This is a genomic window from Myroides sp. C4067 (genome assembly GCF_038039665.1).
GTDB classification, from domain to species: Bacteria; Bacteroidota; Bacteroidia; order Flavobacteriales; family Flavobacteriaceae; genus Flavobacterium; species Flavobacterium odoratimimum.
This window is the reverse complement of sequence record NZ_JBBPHJ010000001.1, coordinates 147,707-168,828: the sequence shown is the minus strand read 5'-3', so window position 1 is coordinate 168,828 and position 21,122 is coordinate 147,707. Positions and strand designations below refer to the sequence as shown.

Annotated in this window: 11 protein-coding genes; 10 read left to right on the top strand and 1 reads right to left on the bottom strand. The window is 33.1% G+C overall.

The window, feature by feature from the left end:
* Positions 1 to 209 precede the first annotated feature (209 nt).
* The 7 genes from AABL87_RS00795 to AABL87_RS00765 all read left to right on the top strand — a co-directional run bounded on the left by AABL87_RS00795 (position 210) and on the right by AABL87_RS00765 (position 16,767).
* Positions 210 to 3,260 carry a SusC/RagA family TonB-linked outer membrane protein gene (locus tag AABL87_RS00795; protein ID WP_016650358.1) on the top strand — a complete coding sequence of 1,017 codons (3,051 nt, stop codon included), beginning with the start codon at positions 210 to 212 and terminating at the stop codon, positions 3,258 to 3,260.
* 5 nt (positions 3,261 to 3,265) lie between these two features.
* Positions 3,266 to 4,741, top strand: coding sequence for a RagB/SusD family nutrient uptake outer membrane protein (locus tag AABL87_RS00790; RefSeq protein ID WP_016650359.1), 1,476 nt, complete (start codon positions 3,266 to 3,268; stop codon positions 4,739 to 4,741).
* A gap of 211 nt (positions 4,742 to 4,952) precedes the next feature.
* Entirely contained in the window at positions 4,953 to 8,015 is a 3,063-nt protein-coding gene (locus tag AABL87_RS00785) for a SusC/RagA family TonB-linked outer membrane protein (protein WP_341276772.1), read from the top strand.
* A gap of 5 nt (positions 8,016 to 8,020) precedes the next feature.
* On the top strand, positions 8,021 to 9,496 hold the full coding sequence (locus AABL87_RS00780; protein ID WP_006266901.1) for a RagB/SusD family nutrient uptake outer membrane protein: 1,476 nt from the start codon (positions 8,021 to 8,023) through the stop codon (positions 9,494 to 9,496).
* A 408-nt stretch (positions 9,497 to 9,904) separates the two neighbouring features.
* Positions 9,905 to 13,024: a SusC/RagA family TonB-linked outer membrane protein gene (locus AABL87_RS00775; RefSeq protein WP_006264673.1), complete on the top strand. Its 3,120-nt coding sequence runs from the start codon at positions 9,905 to 9,907 to the stop codon at positions 13,022 to 13,024.
* 8 nt (positions 13,025 to 13,032) lie between these two features.
* Positions 13,033 to 14,691 carry a SusD/RagB family nutrient-binding outer membrane lipoprotein gene (locus AABL87_RS00770; RefSeq protein WP_006266902.1) on the top strand — a complete coding sequence of 553 codons (1,659 nt, stop codon included), beginning with the start codon at positions 13,033 to 13,035 and terminating at the stop codon, positions 14,689 to 14,691.
* A gap of 93 nt (positions 14,692 to 14,784) precedes the next feature.
* Positions 14,785 to 16,767: a putative porin gene (locus AABL87_RS00765; protein ID WP_341276771.1), complete on the top strand. Its 1,983-nt coding sequence runs from the start codon at positions 14,785 to 14,787 to the stop codon at positions 16,765 to 16,767.
* Between the two features lie 54 nt (positions 16,768 to 16,821).
* Here AABL87_RS00765 and AABL87_RS00760 read toward each other — a convergent pair whose 3' ends face one another.
* The gene (locus AABL87_RS00760) at positions 16,822 to 18,507 is read right to left on the bottom strand and encodes a PNGase F N-terminal domain-containing protein (protein WP_445929832.1); all 1,686 of its coding nucleotides are present in this window, start codon (positions 18,505 to 18,507) and stop codon (positions 16,822 to 16,824) included.
* Positions 18,508 to 18,585: 78 nt separating this feature from the next.
* Between AABL87_RS00760 and AABL87_RS00755 the strand changes: the two genes are divergently transcribed.
* The 3 genes from AABL87_RS00755 (at position 18,586) to AABL87_RS00745 (ending at position 21,119) form a co-directional block, all read left to right on the top strand.
* The gene (locus AABL87_RS00755; protein WP_341276769.1) at positions 18,586 to 19,869 is read left to right on the top strand and encodes a DUF2851 family protein; all 1,284 of its coding nucleotides are present in this window, start codon (positions 18,586 to 18,588) and stop codon (positions 19,867 to 19,869) included.
* Positions 19,870 to 19,937: 68 nt separating this feature from the next.
* On the top strand, positions 19,938 to 20,159 hold the full coding sequence (locus tag AABL87_RS00750) for a hypothetical protein (protein ID WP_006259613.1): 222 nt from the start codon (positions 19,938 to 19,940) through the stop codon (positions 20,157 to 20,159).
* 141 nt (positions 20,160 to 20,300) lie between these two features.
* A complete protein-coding gene (locus AABL87_RS00745; RefSeq protein WP_341276768.1) occupies positions 20,301 to 21,119 on the top strand; it encodes a ComEA family DNA-binding protein in 819 nt (272 codons plus the stop codon).
* Positions 21,120 to 21,122 lie beyond the last annotated feature (3 nt).

The following is a 21,122-nucleotide window of genomic DNA, read 5'->3' as shown; positions in this document are numbered from 1 at the left end:
GATTATTTGTATATTATAATTATTTTACAAATTGAAATTAAAAACAATATATTTATTATGTTAATATTTTAGTTTTAATACATGTTTATTGTTTTGTTTTTTATTATTATTTTTTAATAAATCTATTTCACTTTGTTAAATCTTAATATTGTCATAAAGAAATTCAAATATTTTGTTAGATTTGTTTCACTAACTAATCAATGTTATTAATGAAGAAATCTAGACTTAATTGGTTTTATGCTAGTTTGCTATTACTTTCAGTAAGCGCAGGTTATGCACAAGACAAGAAGCTTACGGGAGTTGTAAGCGAGGGAGGAACTCCTCTTCCAGGGGTTTCTGTTACAATCCAAGGTACTAACCATGGAACTCAAACAGATTTGGATGGTAATTATTCTTTAAATGTAAAACCAGGGGATGTATTAGTCTTTAGTTTTATAGGTATGAAGGATATTACGTATAAAGTCGGACAAGCAAGTATTTATAATCCATCTTTATCATCTGAAGATAATCAATTGACAGAAGTTGTAGTTCTTGCTTATGGACAAAGTAAAGGTAAAAATGAGGTTACAGGTAATGTTGTAACTGTAAAAGGTGATGTTATTGCAAAGACACCTGTAGTATCTGTAGATCAGGCATTACAAGGACGTGTAGCTGGATTACAAATGGCAACGACATCTGGTTCTCCTGGAGCTACACAGAATATTCGTATCCGTGGTCGTAATTCACTATCTGCTAATAATGAACCTTTATTCGTTGTGGATGGTGTTCCGTTGACAAGTGGTAATATTTCTGGTAACGACGAAGGAACTTCCCTTTCTTCTCTTTCAGGTATTAATTCTGAAGATATCGAAACTATGACTGTGTTGAAAGATGCCGCTGCCACTGCTGCATATGGAGCTAGAGGAGGTAATGGGGTTATTTTGATTACAACTAAAAAAGGTAAAAGAGGTGAACCTAGTTATAATTTAAAAGCTTCTATAGGATTCCAGAATTTTGCAAGAAAAGGACCTAAGTTCTTGAGTGGAGAGCAAAAGAAAGAATTGTGGTTAGAAGCGAATTTTAACGACTATGGAGCTGAAGATGGTTTCACAATGGATAATGTTTGGGATTGGTATCTTGGGCCAGATGGATATGGGCCAGATGATTTTCTTTCAAAATGGGTAGCAAATGGATCTCAAAGCCATAATTGGAGAGATGCAGTTCAAAATAAAGATGCTTTAACTACTACTGTTTCATTAGGGGTAAATGGAGGAGATGAGAAAGGAACGTATTATGCTAATTTAGCACATGAAAAATTCGATGGTGTAATTATAGGTACTGATTTCAGAAAAGTTTCAGGTGCATTTAATATGGTTAGAAACTTAAATGATAAATTAGATATAAAAATCGGTGCTAACGTATCTAATATTCTTCAAAATGGTGTTAACGAAGGAGGTGCTTATTTTTCTAATCCTAATTTATCTGGGATGTTTATTTCTCCTTGGGCTCCTATGTATAATGAAGATGGTACTCCGAATTTTAATCTTCCTGGAAGATTACATAATACGTTATATGTAACAGATAATAATATTGCTCGTAATGATGTAATACGTGTGATATCAAATAATAGTTTAGGTTATAAAATATTAGATAATTTAAAATTTGAGTCAACTATTGGATTAGATTATCTTATGGCTAATTATAAGACCTATCTTAATCCAGTGCACGGTGATGGTGAGGATTATAAAGGGTCAGCTAGTGAAACTGATAGAAAAAGATTTAACTATGTATGGCAAAATAGTTTAAACTATAAATTTTATGTAGGTGATAGTCATAAGTTTGATACAAGAGTATTAATGGAGTATCAAAAAAATAAGGCAAATCTTTTACAAGGTAGTGGAGAAGTTTTACCTCCAGGAATGATTAGTGTCGGAGCATCAGCTACTAATTATGTAGCGAATGCGAGATATACTGATTGGGTTAGTCTTGGATTTTTAGGACTATTGAATTATAGTTATAATGATAAGTACTTGCTTGATTTGACGTTGAGAAGAGAAGGTTCTTCTAGATTCTCTGAAAGTGATAGATGGGGAACTTTCTTCGCAGTAGGAGGAGCTTGGAACATTAGTTCGGAATCTTTTATGAGTGATGTTGAATTTGTGAATTTATTGCGTTTAAGAGGATCTGTAGGTACTACAGGGAATTCAGAGATCGATTCTAATATGTACGCTCAGCTTTTGCAACCAGGTAAGTATAATGAAGAGTCAGCAATGGTTTCATCTCAATTTGGAGGTTTGTTAGGATGGGAGAAACAAGTAAAAACTGATGTGGGTATTGAGTTTGGATTATTTGATAATCGTTTAACAGGTAGTTTTACTTATTTCCATAGTAAAAGTAAAGATTTATTATATGCACGTCCGTTGTCACGTACTTCAGGATTCTCTTCTCAGTGGACGAATTTAGGAGACCTAAAAAATAGTGGTATTGAGGTTGAGTTAAATTATGATGTATTCCGTACAGAAGACTTTAATTGGTCTATAGGTGGAAATATTGGAACTGTTAAAAATGAAATGGTAAGTATGCCGATTGTTGATGGGAAACCTTTAAAAGTATTAGGGAGTTTTAAAGGAACTGAAGAAGGTAAAGCATTGGAAGAGTGGAGATTAAAAGAATATGCAGGTGTTGATGCTCAGACAGGGTTAGCGCAATGGTATATGGCTGATGGTAGTAAAACAACTAATTATAATGCAGCAGAAGATAGATATCAAAATAAGAGTGCATTACCAAAATTAACTGGAGCTATCAACACCCATGTTGAATATAAAGGTGTTTATTTAGATGCATTATTTTCTTTTGCAACGGGTTATAGTGTCTACGATTATTGGTCAGCTTATACAAATGCTGTTAATGATACATCATTGTATAATTTTAATGGGACAACTGAATTGTTAGAAAGATGGCAGAAACCAGGAGATATTACTGATGTGCCAATGGTTTCTACTCAAGGAGGAGAAACATATACTTCTCCAAGTACTAGATGGTTGTATGATGGAGATCATATACGATTAAAACAAATAACATTAGGTTATAATTTAAAATCGGCTGTAGCAAAATCTATGGGATTAGATGCTGTTAATTTATCAATTTCTGCTAGAAATCCTCTGACATGGGTGAAGGATAGTAGATTGAAATGGGATCCAGAGGTTGATGCAACAGGGTATATTGAAATGGCAACTCCTCCGTTGAAATCATTTGTATTTACGTTAAACGTTAAATTTTAAGAAGAATGAAAAATATAGTTAAAATCTTTTTACTTGCTGGATTTGTTGGATTAGCAAGTACAAGTTTTACATCTTGTTCGTTAGATTCAATTGATTCTAACACAAAAGATAATGAAAAGGATCCTATAAGTTCTGTAGATGAATTATTAGCGAGTTTGAATGGTTCTTATGCTCGTATGGCTGTTGAAACTTATTATGGACGTGATCTTATAGTATTCTCAGAAAGTAGATCTTCGTATATGTACTCTTTAAATAGTTCAGGTAGATTTGGAAATGTATCTGGTTATACTATTTTGCCTACACATGCTTATTCTGCTGATACATGGACTCAAATATATAAAGTTATTTCAAATACAAATCGTGTTTTAGAGGCAGATATTGTTGAATCTGATTTTGTAAAATATTATAAAGGTCAAGCATATGTTTTGAGAGCTATTGCTCATTATGATTTGTTAAGGCTTTATGGAGAGCAGTATGTTGGAAATCAAGGTGTTAATGCTTTAGGTGTACCTTATAAAACTTCATTTATTGATATTGATGAGAAAATTAGCCGTCCTACTGTAAAAGAAAATCAAGTATCAATTTTGTCTGATTTAGAGACAGGAATTAAAATGATGACTGATTCAGAAAAGATAGTTGGTAGAGGTACTAATGTTCGTTTAAATGTTGCAAGTGCTAACGGATTTAAATCTAGGATTGCTTTGTTTTTTAGTAAATATGATGCTAAAATGCTGGATCTTGTAGTAGAGAGTTCTTTAAAGGCGATCGAATCGACTGGAGCTGAAGTTATAAAAAGAAGTTCATTTTTAGACGCTTATAAAGGAGAAGGTATTATGTCTAATTCATTATTTGAATTAGCACAGTCTGGTACTGATAATTTAAGTACTAATAGCTTGTTTAATATTTACTCACATGAAGGTTATGGTGATTTGATTTGTATGGAAGATGCTATCGAGAGTATATTTCCAAAATTAGAAGGAGATAAAAAGGTAGATGATATTCGTAGAGATATTGTTGCATCAGATGAAATGAAACCTGCAAGATTGCGTAATCTTGGGAAGTATACAATTCGTACATCTAATATCAGAGTAATGCGTCTTGAAGAAATTATGTTGAATTATATTGAAGCAACTTTACAAGGTGCTTCTAATGGAAGTAGCGCTAAAGCTTTAACGTATATGAATGATATTGTTTCACAACGAGTTACTTTACAAGAAGGAAATTTCAGCGCAGTTGCTAAAGTATATTCTTCATTAACTTTAGAAGATTATAAAAAGGAAAGAGTAAGAGAGTTGATGTTTGAAGGTTTGGCATATGAAGATTTAATGCGTTGGGGTGGAGTAGTTTCTAATCCTAGAACTAAAGTTAATAAGTTATTAACTGATGGAAAAGTTGCTTTTGGAGATAAATGGACTGCATTTCCAATACCTCAAGTAGAGATTAACGTAAGTAAGATAGAACAAAATCAGGCATATAAATAATATTTTTAAAAATGTAAAACCACTGATAATTTATCAGTGGTTATTTTTGATAATAGTTATTGATGTGAGAAATTTTATTAAAGCCCATCCAAATTTTGGATGGGCTTTTTTTATTTGAATTCTATTACAAATAATTTATAGTTCTTTGTTTATGTTAATTTAATGTTAAGTGATATATTTAGATTTGCCATACTAACTAATCAATGTTTTTATGAAGAAATCTAGACTTAATTGGTTTTATGTTAACCTGCTATTACTTTCAGTAAGTGCGGGTTATGCACAAAACAAGACACTCACTGGAATTGTCAGTGAAGGAGGAGTGCCTTTACCAGGTGTTTCTGTTACGATAAAGGGTACTCAAGAAGGAGCCCAAACTGATTTGGATGGTAAGTATTCTTTGAAAGTTAAATCAGGCGATGTGCTTGTTTTTAGTTTTATAGGGATGAATGAGGTAACCTATAAAGTAGGTACAAGTGATCATTATAATGTTAATTTATCTACAGAGGATAATGTGTTAGATGGTGTAATAGTTTTAGCTTATGGTGAAGCAAAAACAAGAAATGAAGTAACAGGTAATGTTGTAGCTGTTCAAGGTGATATTATAGCTAATACACCCGTAGCATCTGTAGATCAAGCGTTGCAAGGTAGAGTTGCTGGATTACAGATGTCATCTACTTCAGGTTCTCCAGGGGCTATTCAGAATATTCGTATTCGTGGACGTAACTCAATGTCAGCGACTAATGAACCTTTATTTGTCGTAGATGGTATACCATTAACTAATGGGGATATATCTGGAACTTATACTGAGAGTGGTAATTCAAGTACTAGTTTATCTTCATTGTCAGGGATTAATAGTGAGGATATAGAAAGTATTACAGTGTTAAAAGATGCCGCAGCTACAGCCGCTTATGGAGCTAGAGGAGGTAATGGTGTTATTTTGATTACTACTAAACGTGGTAAACAAGGTGCTCCTAAGTTCGATTTTAAAGCTGCTATAGGTTTTCAGGACTTTGCTGTTAAAGGACCTAAATTTTTAAACGGAGAACAAAAGAAGGAGCTTTGGTTAGAAGCTATTTATAATACTGATGGTGCTGCGAATGGATTTGCTAAGGAAGATACTTATAATTGGTATATTAACACTAGAGAAGGAGCTGCGAGCCCTTTGAAGCAATGGGTAGATGGTGGATCTATTGATAATGATTGGCGCAATGCTGTCTTAAATAAGCAAGCTGTGACTTCATCTATTAATTTGAATGTAACAGGTGGAGATGATAAAGGTACTTATTTTGCAAGTTTGGGACATGAGAAGTATGATGGAGTGATTATAGGTATGTATTTTAGGAAGGTTACAGGTTCATTTAATATGACTAGAAAGCTTTCGGATAAATTTGATATGAAGATTGGAGCGAATATATCTAATATTAAACAAGATGCAATCTTAGAAGGTGGAGCTTATTTTTCGAATCCTAATTTAACAGGTATGTTTATGAGTCCTTGGACACCTATTTATAATGAGGATGGATCTTATAATTTATCTATTCCATCAGGGGTACATAATTCTTTGTATACTGTTAAAAATGATTTTACAGAAAATGATATTACTCGTGTTATATCTAGTAATGCATTAGGATATAAAGTGTTAGATGATTTGAAATTTGAATCTACAATCGGCTTAGATTATATATTAGCAAATTACAGTGCCTATAGGAATCCAACGTATGGTGATGGTGCACAAAGGGATGGTTATGCAAATGATATTGTCAATAAAAGGTTTAATTATGTATGGCAGAATTCACTTAACTATAAGTTTTATCTAGGTGACTCGCACAAGTTTAATGCTCGTGCTATTATGGAGTTCCAAAAAAATAAAACTAGAAGATTGGAAGGGTTTGGAGAAGTTATACCTCCAGGAATGACGGGACTAGGTACTGCTGCAACTAATTTTAGGACAGATGCTGAATATCTAGATTGGTCTCAATTGAGTTTTTTAGGTTTGTTAAACTATAGTTATGCAAATCGTTATTTGATTGATTTAACAGTTAGAAGAGAGGGATCTTCTAGATTTTCTGAAAATGACAGATGGGGGACATTTTATGCCATAGGTGGAGCTTGGAATATTAATGAAGAAAGTTTTATGACAGGTGTTGAGTCAATTAATTTGTTGAGATTAAGAGGGTCTTACGGAACTACAGGTAATGCCGAAATAACACCTAATACCTATATGCAACTAGTAGGAGCTGGCTCTTATAATGGAGAGTCTGCATTAATCTCTAATCAATTTGGAGGACCGTTAGGATGGGAGAACCAAAATAAAATTGATGTAGGTGTTGAATTCGGTTTATTTGACAATAGATTAACAGGAAGCCTTAGTTATTTTAGTAGTAAGAGTAAAGATTTGTTGTATAAAAGACCCTTGTCTCTTACTTCTGGTTTTGAGTATCAATGGATGAATATGGGAGACTTAAAGAATAGTGGTTTTGAAGCAGAGTTTAATTTTGATGTTGTGCGTGGTGAAGATTTTAATTGGTCTATTGGAGTTAATGTTGCAACAGTAAAGAATGAGATGACTAATATGCCAATTGTAGATGGAAAACCATTAGAAGTTTTGGGGAGTTTTAAAGCTACAGTTAACGGAAAAGCTATAGAAACATGGAGATTAAAAGAATTCGCTGGTGTAGATCCTCAAACAGGATTAGCCCAATGGTATAAAGCAGATGGTACTAAGACAAGTAATTACAACCAAGCAGAGACGAGATTTCAGAATACAAGTGCTCTACCTAAAGTCACAGGTGGGCTTAGTACTCATTTGAATTATAAAGGTTTTTATCTAGATGCCTTATTTACTTTTGCAACAGGATATAGTGTGTATGATTATTGGGCATCATATACGAGTGGTGTAAATTCTAAAACTTTAAATACATATAATGGTACTACAGATTTATTTGATAGATGGCAGAAACCTGGAGATATAACAGATGTGCCTAAACTAACAAAAGGAGGTGGAACAACATATACTTCTGCAAGTACACGATTTTTATATAAAGGTGATCATATTCGTTTAAAACAGATTACAGTGGGATATAATCTTAATAAATCAGCAACTAAATTTATTGGAGTAGATGCTGTAAACTTATCTGTTACAGCTCGTAATCCATTGACTTGGGTTAAAGATAGTAAGTTAAAGTGGGATCCAGAGGTTAAAGCTGATGGTTACATCGAGATGGCTACGCCTCCACTTAAGACATTTATTTTTACGTTAAACGTTAAATTTTAAGAAGTATGAGAAATAAGATAAAATATATCCTTATTGTAGGAATGATTGGATTGACAGGAGTTTTTACTACTTCTTGTTCTTTAGAACCAGAACAGTCAAATTATAAGGATAATGAGAAGGATCCAATTAAGAATGCTGCTGATATGTTGGCTAGTTTAAATGGTTCTTATGCGCGTATGACCGCTGCTAGTTATTATGGAAGAGATATAATTGCTTTCTCTGAGTGTAGGGCTACTTATATGTATTCAACAGGTGCGACAGGTAGGTTTGATAACGTTTCTGGTTTTACTTTAAACCCTACTCAGGCTTATCCAAAAGATACTTGGAGTCAAATATATAAGGTAATTTCTAATACGAATAGAATTCTTGAGGCAAATGTACCAGAAGATGAAAAAGTAAAATATTACAAGGGGCAAGCGTACATTATTAGAGCTTTAGCACATTATGATTTAGTTAGACTTTATGGTGAACAATATGTAGGAGGACAAGGTTTAAATGCGTTGGGAGTGCCTTATAAAACCACTTTTAAAGCTATTGATGAAAAGATTAAGCGTTCTACTGTAGGAGAGAACATGAAAGATATTTTTCTAGACTTAGATCGAGGTATAGATTTAATGGTTAAGAATGATTTAGGGAATAATTCTAAACAACGTATTACATTAGCAGCTGCTTATGGACTAAAATCACGTATTGCTTTGTTTTTTAGTAAATATGATACATCTAAGTTAAATATAGTGGTTGAGAGCGCTAAGTTGGCAATGGAAAAAGATAAATCTCCTGTTATGCCTAGAAGTAGTTTTTTAGATGCTTATAAAGGTGATGGAATAATGTCAAATTCTTTGTTCGAATTAACTCAAAGTGGTACAGATAATAAAGGGACGAATAGTTTATTTAATATTTATGTTTATGATCCAAGACCTGAAACAAGAGGTGGTTATGGAGATTTGATTTGGATAGGAAGTACAAAAGAGTATTTCTTTCCATTGTCAACTGTCAATGGAGAACCTATAGATGATATAAGAAGTAGAGTAGTTGGTGTTTTAGCAGATAAACAACCCTATCGTAATCTTGGAAAATATACAAGCCGTACATCTAATATAAGAATGTTGCGTATAGAAGAAGTAATGTTAAATTATATTGAAGCAACAATTAATGGCGCTACTAAAGGAGATAGAGGCTTGGCTTTGGGGTATTTGAATCAAATAGTAGGGGAACGTGTTGAGATTGGAGGAGGTGCTTATAAGTACTCAATACTTACTTTTGAGGATTACAAGAAGGAAAGAGTAAAGGAGCTGATGTTTGAGGGGTTTGCTTATGAGGATATTATGAGATGGGGAGGGAAGGTAACTAATCCTGTACTTAGTACAAATACAGATATCCCTTCAAAAGAAGTCAAATTCGGAGATGCTTTAACAGCGTTTCCTATACCACAATCAGAGATTAATGTTAGTAAGATAGAACAGAATCAAGCTTATAAATAGTAAGGTTTTAAGTATTAAAATTCACTATAAATAGAAACAGTAGTAAACTTAATTTACTACTGTTTTTTTATGCACTGATAAGTGATACTTTTTTTAAAGATTTTAATAGATATACTTTAGTAACTATTGGTATCCTTAATACAATGTGATTTTACAGAATATTTATGTAAACTTGATAGATTGTATGTTTGATGGAATTCTAATTTTTTAATTAGCATATTCACTGTTTTTTAAAAGGTTATTTTTAGTATATATGTATTTTTTCGTATTGTTTTTTAATAATAATGTTTGATTTCGTTTTCATTTATAAGGTTAGTTTAATGTTTGATTTTTTAAAAAACTTAAAATAAACCTAATGAGTTTAAAATATTTTGTTAGATTTGTCATACTAACTAATCAATAATTAAAATGAAATCAAAGTTTAAATGGATCTTAGTAGGGTCTCTTGCTTTTTTAGTGCAAGTAGGTTTTGCTCAGGAAAAGACTTTTAATGGGATTGTAAGTGAAGGTGGACTTCCTCTTCCAGGTGTTTCCGTTACGATTTCTGGTACTTCAGAAGGTACTCAGACTGACCTTGACGGAAAGTATTCGTTAAAAGTTAAAAAGGGAGATGTAATTATTTTCTCTTTTGTAGGAATGAAAGACATTAAACACACTGTAGGCGGTGAAGCTGTTTACAATGTGACTATGGCGAGCGATGAAGAAATGCTTGACGAAGTGGTAGTAACAGCTTTAGGTATTAAGCGTGATAAGAAAAAGTTAGGTTATTCTTCACAAGAAGTTAAAGGAGATAACTTATCTGGATCAGGTCAGACAAATGCTGTTAATGCACTTTCAGGAAACGTTGCTGGTCTACAAGTGACTTCTCCTTCTTCAATGGGAGGTTCTGCACGTATCGTATTACGTGGTGTTAAATCTGTAACAGGTAACAATCAGCCTCTTATTGTAGTAGATGGAGTGCCGCTGGATAATAGTAACTTTGCGGATACAAATATGCAACGTGGGTCTGGTGGACGTGACTATGGTGATACTTCTGCAGATATTAACCCAGATGATATCGAATCTGTAACAGTATTAAAAGGAGGGCCTGCTTCTGCTCTTTATGGAAATAGAGGTGGTAATGGTGTAATTATTTATACTACTAAGTCTGCTAAAAATGGACGTACAGATATTGAGGTTAATACAGGATTAAGTTTCGAAAGTATTAATATCATGCCTAAGTTACAAACATTATATGGAGGTGGTTCTGCTAGTAAGTTACCAACAGCTGTTATTGGAGGCAAAACATATAATATTGCAGAATACAAAGTAGATGAAAGCTGGGGACCTAAGTTTGATGGTACTCCATATTTACCATGGTATGCTTTTGATCCAGAGTTTGCTGATGATTATATGAAAGAAGTACCTTGGCAAAAAGCTAAGAACGATGTTAAATCATTCTTTGATACTGGAATTACACATAGCCAATCTGTTTCTGTTGGAAAATCATTTAAAGATAGTAATGTTAGAATGTCTTTTAGTAACAATGTTACAGAAGGGGTAGTGCCTAATTCAAAATTACAACGTAATAATTTTTCTGTAAGTGCATCTACTCAATTAACAGATAAATTAAAAGCAGAAACTAACTTTAATTATGTTTACACTAAAGGGTTTAACCGTCCAGAGGTAGGATATGGTGATAACTCTGTTGCACAAAAGTTCTTTCAATGGGGACAACGTCAAGTTGACTTTAAGAAATTAAAGGATTATAAGTTAGCGAATGGAGATCAACGTTCTTGGAACAGAAATGCTTGGGATGATGGTACTCCTGCTTATTCAGATAACCCTTATTGGGTAGTTAATGAAAACACATCTCAAGATGTTCGTAATAGAACGTATGGGAATGTGAAGTTAACTTATAATTTTACGGATAAAATATATGCTGTTGGAACAGTATACGGTGATCGTTATAGTTTTACTGTTGAAGAAAGAGTGGCTGTAGGTTCACAAGCTACATCTAAGTATAGTATTATGAAACGTGATGTGTCAGAATACAATTATGAAGGACGTGTTCATTATGATGATCACTTTGGAGATTTTGGACTTAATGCTTTTGTTGGAGTAAATAGAAGTGAAAAACGTAGAGATTATGTATATGGGACTACAGTTGGAGGTTTAGATATACCTAATTTATATAATTTAAGTAATAGTGTTTCAGATGCAAAAGCAAGTAATGAGAAGTTTCATTCAAGAACTAACTCTGTATTTGGATCTGTTAGTGTGAACTATAAAGAGTTTTTATTTTTAGAAGGAACTACTCGTACAGATTGGTTCTCAACTGTTAAAAAATCGGTTACTTATCCATCGGTAACAGGAACATTTATCTTCTCTCAGTTAATGCCAGAGATCGATTGGTTATCATTCGGAAAAGTTCGTGTAGGATGGGCTCAAGTTGGGAATGATACTGAAGCATATAGAACAGCTGACTATTATAATTTAGATGGTCCATTTAATGGAAACCCAACGTATTCTCTAAGCTCAACAGCAAATAATCCAGATTTAAAACCAGAGATGATGACTACAAAAGAAATTGGTTTAGAAGCTGGTTTCTTAAATAATAGAGTAGGATTTGAATTATCTTATTATCAAATAGACACAAAGGATTTGATTACTCGTGTACAGTATGATGCTGCAACAGGATTTGCTTACCAATGGCAAAATGCTGGAGACATGAAAAACAAAGGTATAGAAGCAACTGTTAATTTAGCTCCGATTCGTACAGATGATTTCTCTTGGGATATTACATGGAATTTCTCTAAGAATAAGAACGAGTTAACTCGTTTAGCTGAGGGTGTAGAATCAGTTGAGATTACAAGAGCTCCTTTCCAAGTTTCTTTACAAGGTAAAATAGGTGAGTCTTATGGACAAATCTATGGAACTGACTTTGTATATGATGATAATGGTAACAAGGTTATTGGAGAAGATGGTCTTTATTTGAAAACAGGAATACAAGCTTTAGGGTCATATCTTCCTGATTACAATATGGGAATTAGAAACAACTTTAAGTATAAAAATTTTAATCTAGGAGTTTTAATTGATATGCAAAAAGGTGGTAAATACTTCTCTACTTCTCATATGTTTGGAATGTATACTGGTATGCTTGATAAGTCAGCTGAGAATGGTATTCGTGAGAATGGACTTATTTTAGCGGGAGTTAAACAAGATGGCTCTAAAAATGATCAAGTTGTATCTGGTCAGGAATGGGCACAATCACATTATGGTGGTGTTGATGCATTAAATGTATTTGATTCAGATTATATTAAGTTAAGAGAAATTTCTTTAGGATATGATTTACCTACTAAGTGGATTGGTCCATTTAAAGGAATTACTATTTCAGCTTATGGTCGTAATTTATTTACTTGGAACTTAGACTGGAAAGGTATGGATCCAGAGATGGCATCTTACGGAAGTGGAAATATTCAAGCGATTGAAGGGGCATCATTGCCATCTACAAGAACTTATGGTATGAATGTTAAATTTAAATTCTAGAAACTCTCATGAAAAAATACATTTATAAAATATCTTTATTAACATGCTTTATTGCTTTTGTAGGTTGTGATAAAGATTTAGAAGATATTAACGTAAACCCTAATAAACCATTAGAGGTTCCTACAGGTGGTTTATTTAATAAATCCAATAAAGATTTAATGACAAACACTCGTGGAGGTTTCCCTTCAGGACGTATGGCATTACCATGGGTGCAGTACTCTGCACAACGAAATTATACAGATGAAGACCTATATTTATTCCGTACTGATGTAAATAATAGCTTGTACAGTAATATATTCTTAGCTGCAAAAGGATATAAGGAAATCATTGACATAGTTACAGATCAGACTAATCAGGTAAAAGTTCTTACTTATGGACACCCTGGAAATATGTTGTCTGCTGCACGTATTATGATGGTGTATAGCCAATTACAAGCTTTGGAAATCTATGGAGATATTCCGTATTATTCTTATGGTAGTGATGACCCTGATTTTGAAGGTATGACAGTAGGAACTGCTAATCCTATAAGAACTCCTAAATTTGCTCCACAAGATAAGATCTATAAGGATATGATGAAAGAGTTAAAGGAGGCTGCCGAAAGTATTACATTAGATTCGGATATTTTTAGCAAAGGAGATTTTATTTTTGGTGATGCAACTAAGATGAAAAAATTTGCGAATTCTTTAAGATTAAAGATTGCTAATCGTGTAAAAAATGTTATCCCAGAAGCTAAAGATCATATAACGGATGCGATTAAAAGTGGAGTAATGACATCTAATGATGATTCTGTAGGTCTTAAATTCCAGAATGATAAAGTTAATCCTGCTCCATTTTATAGAGCCGCTTTCATTGATAATCGTAATGATTTCGCTCCTACAAATACGTTTGTAGAGTTATTAAAAGGTGAGGAGAAAATGGTGGGAAAAAAGAATCCTTTCAAAGGAATTGTAGATCCACGTTTATACAAGATGGTGGCACCGACAACTAACATTACTAAGGATAAAGATAATAAAGATGTAGAAACACGTGTATCTTTCCGTGCATCTAATGTAGTAGGTAGTATTGAAGAAGGGAATTATGTTGATAGAACAGCTGATTTTTATGTTGGTATGCCAATAGGTATTTTGGGTGCTTTTACTGGTTCACAAACGGGTAGTGTTTCTCAATTTGGAGCTGCTATATATAAAGCTGATAAGGTTGAGGTTTTAATGGAGTATGCTGAAGTAGAGTTTATTCTATCAGAAGTAAATGGATGGGATGATACTAATTACAAAAAAGGTATCAGAGCATCTATGGAAAGTTGGGGAATTAGTGGTGGAAATATAGATAGTTATATGCAACTAGTTCCAGCTGCTAATGAAGAAAATGTGATGACTCAGAAGTATATTGCATTATATATGCAACCTTATGAGGCTTGGGCTGAATACAGAAGAACGAAGTTTCCAAAAACATTTTTATTACCAGGTGAAACACGTGATCTTGTAGCGCCAGGACCTAAAGGAGAAACTCAGTATACTTTTGTTCCTAAAGTGGATTTAAAAGACTTACCAGAGAGAATTACATTTCCATCAGATATGAATCTTGTTAACAAAGCTAACAAAGATGCTGCTGCTGCTCGTATGGGCGGTGACAAAATGGATACAAAACTTATTTGGGCTAAGAAATAATTAGCTTATTAAGTATAAAATAGAAAGCCATCTTCGGATGGCTTTTTTTATTTAATTCAAAAATAAATTTACCTTTGTCCAAATTATATTTTTATGAGAAAGTACCTAGGTGTTTTTCTATTGTTTTTTTGTTGTGTGACTATTCAGGCACAGTTTCAAACTTTAGATATGCAAGGAAGTTATAGACCTGATGGAGACCAAGATAAAAAAGAGAAGAAAGAAATAGGAAGCCTTAGACAGAAGGTAAAGAAAGACTCTGTGGCACCTATCAGTGACTATAAGATAATCTCGATTAAGAATGACACAATAGCTGTTGATACAGCTTTATCTGTAAAGAAACATTATGAATTTAATTACTTAAGAAAAGATCCTTTTGGGTTAGTTCAGTTTGCTAATGAAGGTCAGACTTATAACGTATTAAAATATAATTATAAAGCAAATCATGTTTTACCAGGTTTTGGTTTCGAAGCTAAGCAGTTTGCATACCTAAATGTAGAAGATATTAAGTATTATTCTGCACCTACTCCTTATACTGATTTATACTATAGATCAGTGATGAAACAAGGACAGAATCTCGATGCCTTCATTACTTTAAATACAAGTAAGAACTTAAATTTCTTTGTAGGGTATAAAGGATTGCGTTCTTTAGGAAAGTATATTAATCAACTGTCTTCAACAGGGAATTTTAGAATAGGATCTAGTTATCAATCTGAGAACAAGAAATATTTGATGAGAGCTCACTTTACAGCTCAAGACATCATGAACAAAGAGAATGGGGGGATACGTGACTTAGATCTTTTTGAAAGCAGTGTTAAACCATATAATAAGCGCGAACGTCTTAATGTCTATTACAGAGATGTAGAAACGATGTTGAAAGGAAAGCGTTTATACTTAAATCATCAATATCAATTAAATAACTCTTTTAAAAATGGTGTTTTATTAACTCATGAGTTTACTTATGAAGATAAGTTCTTTGAGTATACACAAGCAGATATTAATAGTGAGTTTACAGATAAGACACACTTTGGAGATGCATTTAAAAGTAGTATAAATAATAAGACCAGATATTACAATGTATTTAATAGAGTAGGGGCTGCTTACCAGTCAGATGTAGCAGGACGTTTTGAAGGGTTTGTTGATTTTTATAAGTATAGATATCATTATAAAAGTATAGCTCATGTGGGAGGTGGTCTAATACCAGATCAACTAGAGAAGAATATAACAATGCTAGGTGGTAGATATATTTATCATAAGGAGAATTGGAAAGCAAATGTTTTAGCCAGTACATCTCTAGGGAATGACGAAACAAGAAACTTCGAAGCTAATTTAGATTATAAGTATTCAGAAGATATTGCATTTCAATTAGGCTATCAAAACCTAAATAGAATGGGGAATTTAAACTATTATTTATATCAAAGTGACTATGTTAATTACAATTGGTATAATGAGTTTAAGAACGAAAAGATTAATCAATTCGATGCCTCTGTTACAACACCATGGGTAAAGCTGTCAGGGACATATTCAGTATTAAAAGATAAGTTATATTTTTCTAATGATGCTACTGAGTATGATAAGTTTGGTATACCACAGCAAGTGTTAGTTACTCCTAAACAATATAGAGGTACAATTAACTACTTATCTATTCAGGCTGAGAAAGACTTTAGATTTGGTAAGTTTGGTTTAGATAATACATTCTTGTATCAGAAAGTTGACCAAAAAGATAATATCTTAAATGTACCAGAGTTTGTGACACGTAATACTTTATACTTCACAGATGCATTCTTTGATAAGGCTTTAAAGTTTCAGACAGGTATCACCTTGAGTTATTTTACGAAGTACTATGGAAATGATTATAACCCATTGATAGGAGACTTTTTTGTACAAGATAAAGTTGAAATAGGAAATTATCCAGTATTAGATTTCTTTATTAATATGAAGATTAGAACAGCTAGAATATATATTATGTTGGAGCATTTTAACTCTAGTATGACAGGATACAAATATTATTCAGCACCTAATAATCCATATAAGGACTTTACCTTGAGATTTGGAGTAACGTGGAACTTCTTTACATAAGAATTTAGAATAAAAAAAAAGCGCAGTTTTACTTTTTGTAAAACTGCGCTTTTTTTATTCCCCAAAGAGAACACCTGAGACATTCCAATAACTAAAGCTATTGCCTTCTCTTCTTCCTTGAGGTATTTTGACTTCTAGTGTATGTGTACCTTTCTTTATATCTCCTAGCGGAACCCAAATAGGTGGTGTGATAGTACCAGGGCACCAATTAGAACGACTAAGATCAGATGAAGATAACCCAGTCTCAAAATTACCAGAAGCAGGATTATATTCTCTATAAGAGCCACAGTCTTGTCTCCATGGAAAGTAGTCTAACACTTTAGTAGTATCTAAGCTAATTGTATTAAGCTTAGGATTAAACTCATCTCCATTCTCCCATCCGCCATGACCTGTCGTGATATACCTTAATCTAGCATTTTTGATATCAGTAGTTGTTGTAAAAGTTATTTTTAGACCTGTAGGTGAAGCGAACATAATAGGATAGTTCTGACCTGCCATCTCCATTAGATTAGTAGTGTTAAAGATAGGCATCATCGTTGTCGTTTTATTAGCATTGCTTAGTCCGTCAGGATGGATAGTGATATCAGCACTTATTTTATGACCATCTTTATCATAATTGCCTATATATACCCCTACATACCATTCACTATTGCTTAATAAAGGTTGAAACTCAGAAATCTCTTGTCTATAATACACCTTCTCTTGCCATTTATAATCTAGTACATCGATATGATTAAAGCCTTTGACACCAAATGGAGTGAAGAAGCGCATTAACTCTATCGGAGGAGTATAGTTTTGTGTAGCGATAACACCTTGGAATTTCTCTGACGAATCCTGATTCTGATAGATAGGGAGTACCTCTATACCTTGTTCTAAAGCATCCATAAAAGAAATTTCGTGATAGTGCGGTATCAAGAACACACTACCTGTTCTATCATAAGCATCGCCATTAGATTGTTCTGTTAAGTTGACGAATATTTGATCAGTAGGTTTTATAGCAGGTATTTTTACTTTAGTAACGATAACTGTCCCTTTAGCGAAGCGCATTAGATTTGGCTTATTAATAATAGAGTCAGAGAAATTGATCAAGTCATCTTCGAATAGCTTAATTGTAGTGAATCTGCTTTTCCATAGTTCAGTTTTATAAGTTTTAGTATCTACCTCATGACTATCTTCTAGTTGTATATAGTCTTGTATATTCAGTTTTAAATCTTTGTTTATTTTATTAGCTATCGTTTTGTATGTACCATTGCGATCTATCTCTAACACTACCCCTAGATTAGCTCCTAATGACATAGGACTTCCTTTCGCTTTTAGATCGTTAGTGTACCATAAGGTGATTTTATTAGAATTAATTGTTATAGTCGCTTTATTGCATTTATAGCCTAATATTGTTTTGGTCTCTTTATGATGTGTGAAGGATTGGTTGGTGTTTGGAAGTACCATCTTTATTTTATTCTTCTTTGTTAGATGGGCTACACTGTATTGAATATTGTTTTTATAGTCGATATAAGTTTGTTCATAAGGATATTTTTCTAGCCCTATATCGAGTTGCTTTTTCTTAGCGATAAAAGCATTATCCTCATTTGCTATCAGAATTATAGGGTCTTCTACATTGATTATTTTATTGTTGGAGTAAGTATAGTATTCTATAAGCATATTTTGGTTAGGTTTTTGTGCGTATATAATACTAGAAGACAAGGTCATAGTAAGACAAGTGAGGTAGAATAATATTCTCATGATTGTAGTTAGTGTGATTATAGTTTTTTATAAAAATAGAGAAAACGAATTGAATATAATCAATAAGCGAATACTTTTATGAAAGAAGCATTTCTACATTATGTTTGGGCAAATCAGTTGTTCAATTCTAAAGACTTATATACAACATCTAATGAATCTCTCAATATACTTTCTACAGGGACTTTTACAGGTCTAGATGGGCCTGACTTTTTTAATGCAAGAATATGCATTGCTGATCAGGAATGGGCGGGAAATGTAGAGATACACATTAAGGCTTCTGACTGGTATGCACATCATCATGAGCGAGATCAGCGTTATGACAGTGTGATACTACATGTGGTATGGGAGTATGATATTCCAGTTTTTAGATTAGATGGCAGTGAGATATCTGTTTTCGTTTTGAAGAACTATGTAGATCAACAAGTTTTAGAGAAATGTACTCAACTCTTTTTGCGCAAGAATCACTTAAACTGTGAAGATAGCATAGGAGTAGTTGACCCATGTATCTGGACATTCTGGAAAGAGAAGTTGTTTCTAGAACGGTTGATAGAAAAAACCAAACCAATGGAACAATTGCTTTTAGAAACCAATAATCATTGGGAACATGTATTCTTTTGTTTTCTAGCTAAGAGCTTTGGCTTAAACGCGAATGGCGAAGCATTCTATGATGCAGTAAGACATCTACCTATACTGTCTATTTACAAACAATCCCAATCCTTGTTACAAATAGAAGCTTTACTCTTTGGAGTAACAGGTCTGTTAGAAGAAGAACTGGAGTTAGAGGATGACTATGTAAAAGACATAAAAAGAGAATGGACCTTCTTAAGACATAAATATACTATTTCAGTATCATCCCCATCTCCTATACGATTCTTTCAGCTTAGACCACCTAATTTTCCTACTATTAGATTAGCACAGCTGAGTAGTTGGTTATATCACCAGCAGATCCCTGTTGTAAAGATACTGACAACAACAGATTTAGATTATTTCTATCAATTATTTGATATAAAAGTGAGTTCATATTGGGAGACACATTATGTATTTAATAAAGTAAGTAAGAAACAGGCTAAGAAGCTGACTAAAGACTTTATTGATTTAGTAATTATCAATGTCATTTTACCGATGCAGATTATTTATCAGAAGTCGATATCGCATGAAGATTACGATATTAGTGATATTATAACACTAGCCGAAAGCATAAAAGCGGAGAAGAACAGTATCGTCAGTTTATTCTCTAGTTATAATATAACAGCGATTAATGCTGTAGATAGCCAAGCTCTAGTTCATCTAAAGAAGAAGTATTGTGATAGTAATCGATGTATAGAGTGTGCTATAGGGAAAGAATTTCTCAAAAAAAGTTAATCATACACCATAGTTCACTTCGCTGTGATGGATATTGTTTATCTTTGTCTAGTTAATATGATATAGGTATGGTTACTAGTTTAAGACACTATTTCGAGAAAAGAGGATTCAGAGTATCTAGCCGTCTAGGGGATAGACTAGGGATGCGCGCTACTAGTGTACGTCTGTTCTTTATCTATTTATCATTCTTCACCTTAGGATTAGCTTTTGCTTTATATCTTACTTTAGCTTTTTTAGCTCGTATTAAAGACTTAATCTATACAAAGAGAACATCAGTATTCGACCTATAAATCTCTTTGAATACTGTATGTGAGTTAGATAGTAATCTTGTAATTTTCCTGTAAAAAGAGGAGATGTTATCTAACTATAGAAAAAGATTTTACTACTACACGAAGTCACAGAAGCGAGGCCTTTTCTTTTTAGTGCTCCTTGTGATAGCCATTCAGCTTTATATCTATTATCCTAGGTCATCCGATCAGCATATCGTTGATCAATATTCCACCCTTTTTAACGATGAATATCAGAAGCAGATTAGTCTCTTAGATAGTATTAATACTATTGCTATAGCTAAGCGAGATACGATCTATCCTTTTAACCCCAACTTTATTACAGATTATCGAGGCTTTGTTTTAGGAATGTCTACAGAGGAGATAGATCGGTTATTGTCATTTCGAAAGGAGAATAAGTATGTCAATTCTGCTAAAGAATTTCAACAAATCACTCAAGTTTCAGACGAATGGCTGAAGACCTATAGTACTTATTTTAAGTTCCCAGATTGGGTGAATAATCCTAAGGTGAAACGAGAATATGTAGATTATAGTAAGCCTAAAGTAGAAGTTCCCATAGTAGCAATATGTATAAATAGTGCAACTTTAGAGGACTTACAGAAAGTCAGAGGAATAGGCCCGTATTATGCCGATAAGATTATGAAAGAAAGGGAGAAGTACGGTGGTTTTGTGTCCATACAGCAGTTAAAGTTTGTGTATGGACTTTCAGAAGAAGTTGTAAATGAATTATATAGGTATTTTAAAGTGATGAATGCCCCAACTGTTACAACTTTAAATATCAATGAAGCCTCTATAAATCAATTGAAAGAATTACCCTATATGAATTATTATATCGCAAGAGAAGTAGTTAAGCATAGGAGTATGAACGGAGATTTTGTTAATAAAGAAGGATTACTACAAATTGAGAAATTCCCTATTGACAAAATTGATATAATTAGTTTATATTTGAGATTTACGAATTAAAAC

Coding starts and splice junctions, on each gene's coding strand:
- AABL87_RS00795 (WP_016650358.1), top strand. CDS start 210: ATGAAGAAATCTAGACTTAATTGGTTTTATGCTAGTTTGCTATTACTT.
- AABL87_RS00790 (WP_016650359.1), top strand. CDS start 3,266: ATGAAAAATATAGTTAAAATCTTTTTACTTGCTGGATTTGTTGGATTA.
- AABL87_RS00785 (WP_341276772.1), top strand. CDS start 4,953: ATGAAGAAATCTAGACTTAATTGGTTTTATGTTAACCTGCTATTACTT.
- AABL87_RS00780 (WP_006266901.1), top strand. CDS start 8,021: ATGAGAAATAAGATAAAATATATCCTTATTGTAGGAATGATTGGATTG.
- AABL87_RS00775 (WP_006264673.1), top strand. CDS start 9,905: ATGAAATCAAAGTTTAAATGGATCTTAGTAGGGTCTCTTGCTTTTTTA.
- AABL87_RS00770 (WP_006266902.1), top strand. CDS start 13,033: ATGAAAAAATACATTTATAAAATATCTTTATTAACATGCTTTATTGCT.
- AABL87_RS00765 (WP_341276771.1), top strand. CDS start 14,785: ATGAGAAAGTACCTAGGTGTTTTTCTATTGTTTTTTTGTTGTGTGACT.
- AABL87_RS00760 (WP_445929832.1), bottom strand. CDS start 18,507: ATGAGAATATTATTCTACCTCACTTGTCTTACTATGACCTTGTCTTCT.
- AABL87_RS00755 (WP_341276769.1), top strand. CDS start 18,586: ATGAAAGAAGCATTTCTACATTATGTTTGGGCAAATCAGTTGTTCAAT.
- AABL87_RS00750 (WP_006259613.1), top strand. CDS start 19,938: ATGGTTACTAGTTTAAGACACTATTTCGAGAAAAGAGGATTCAGAGTA.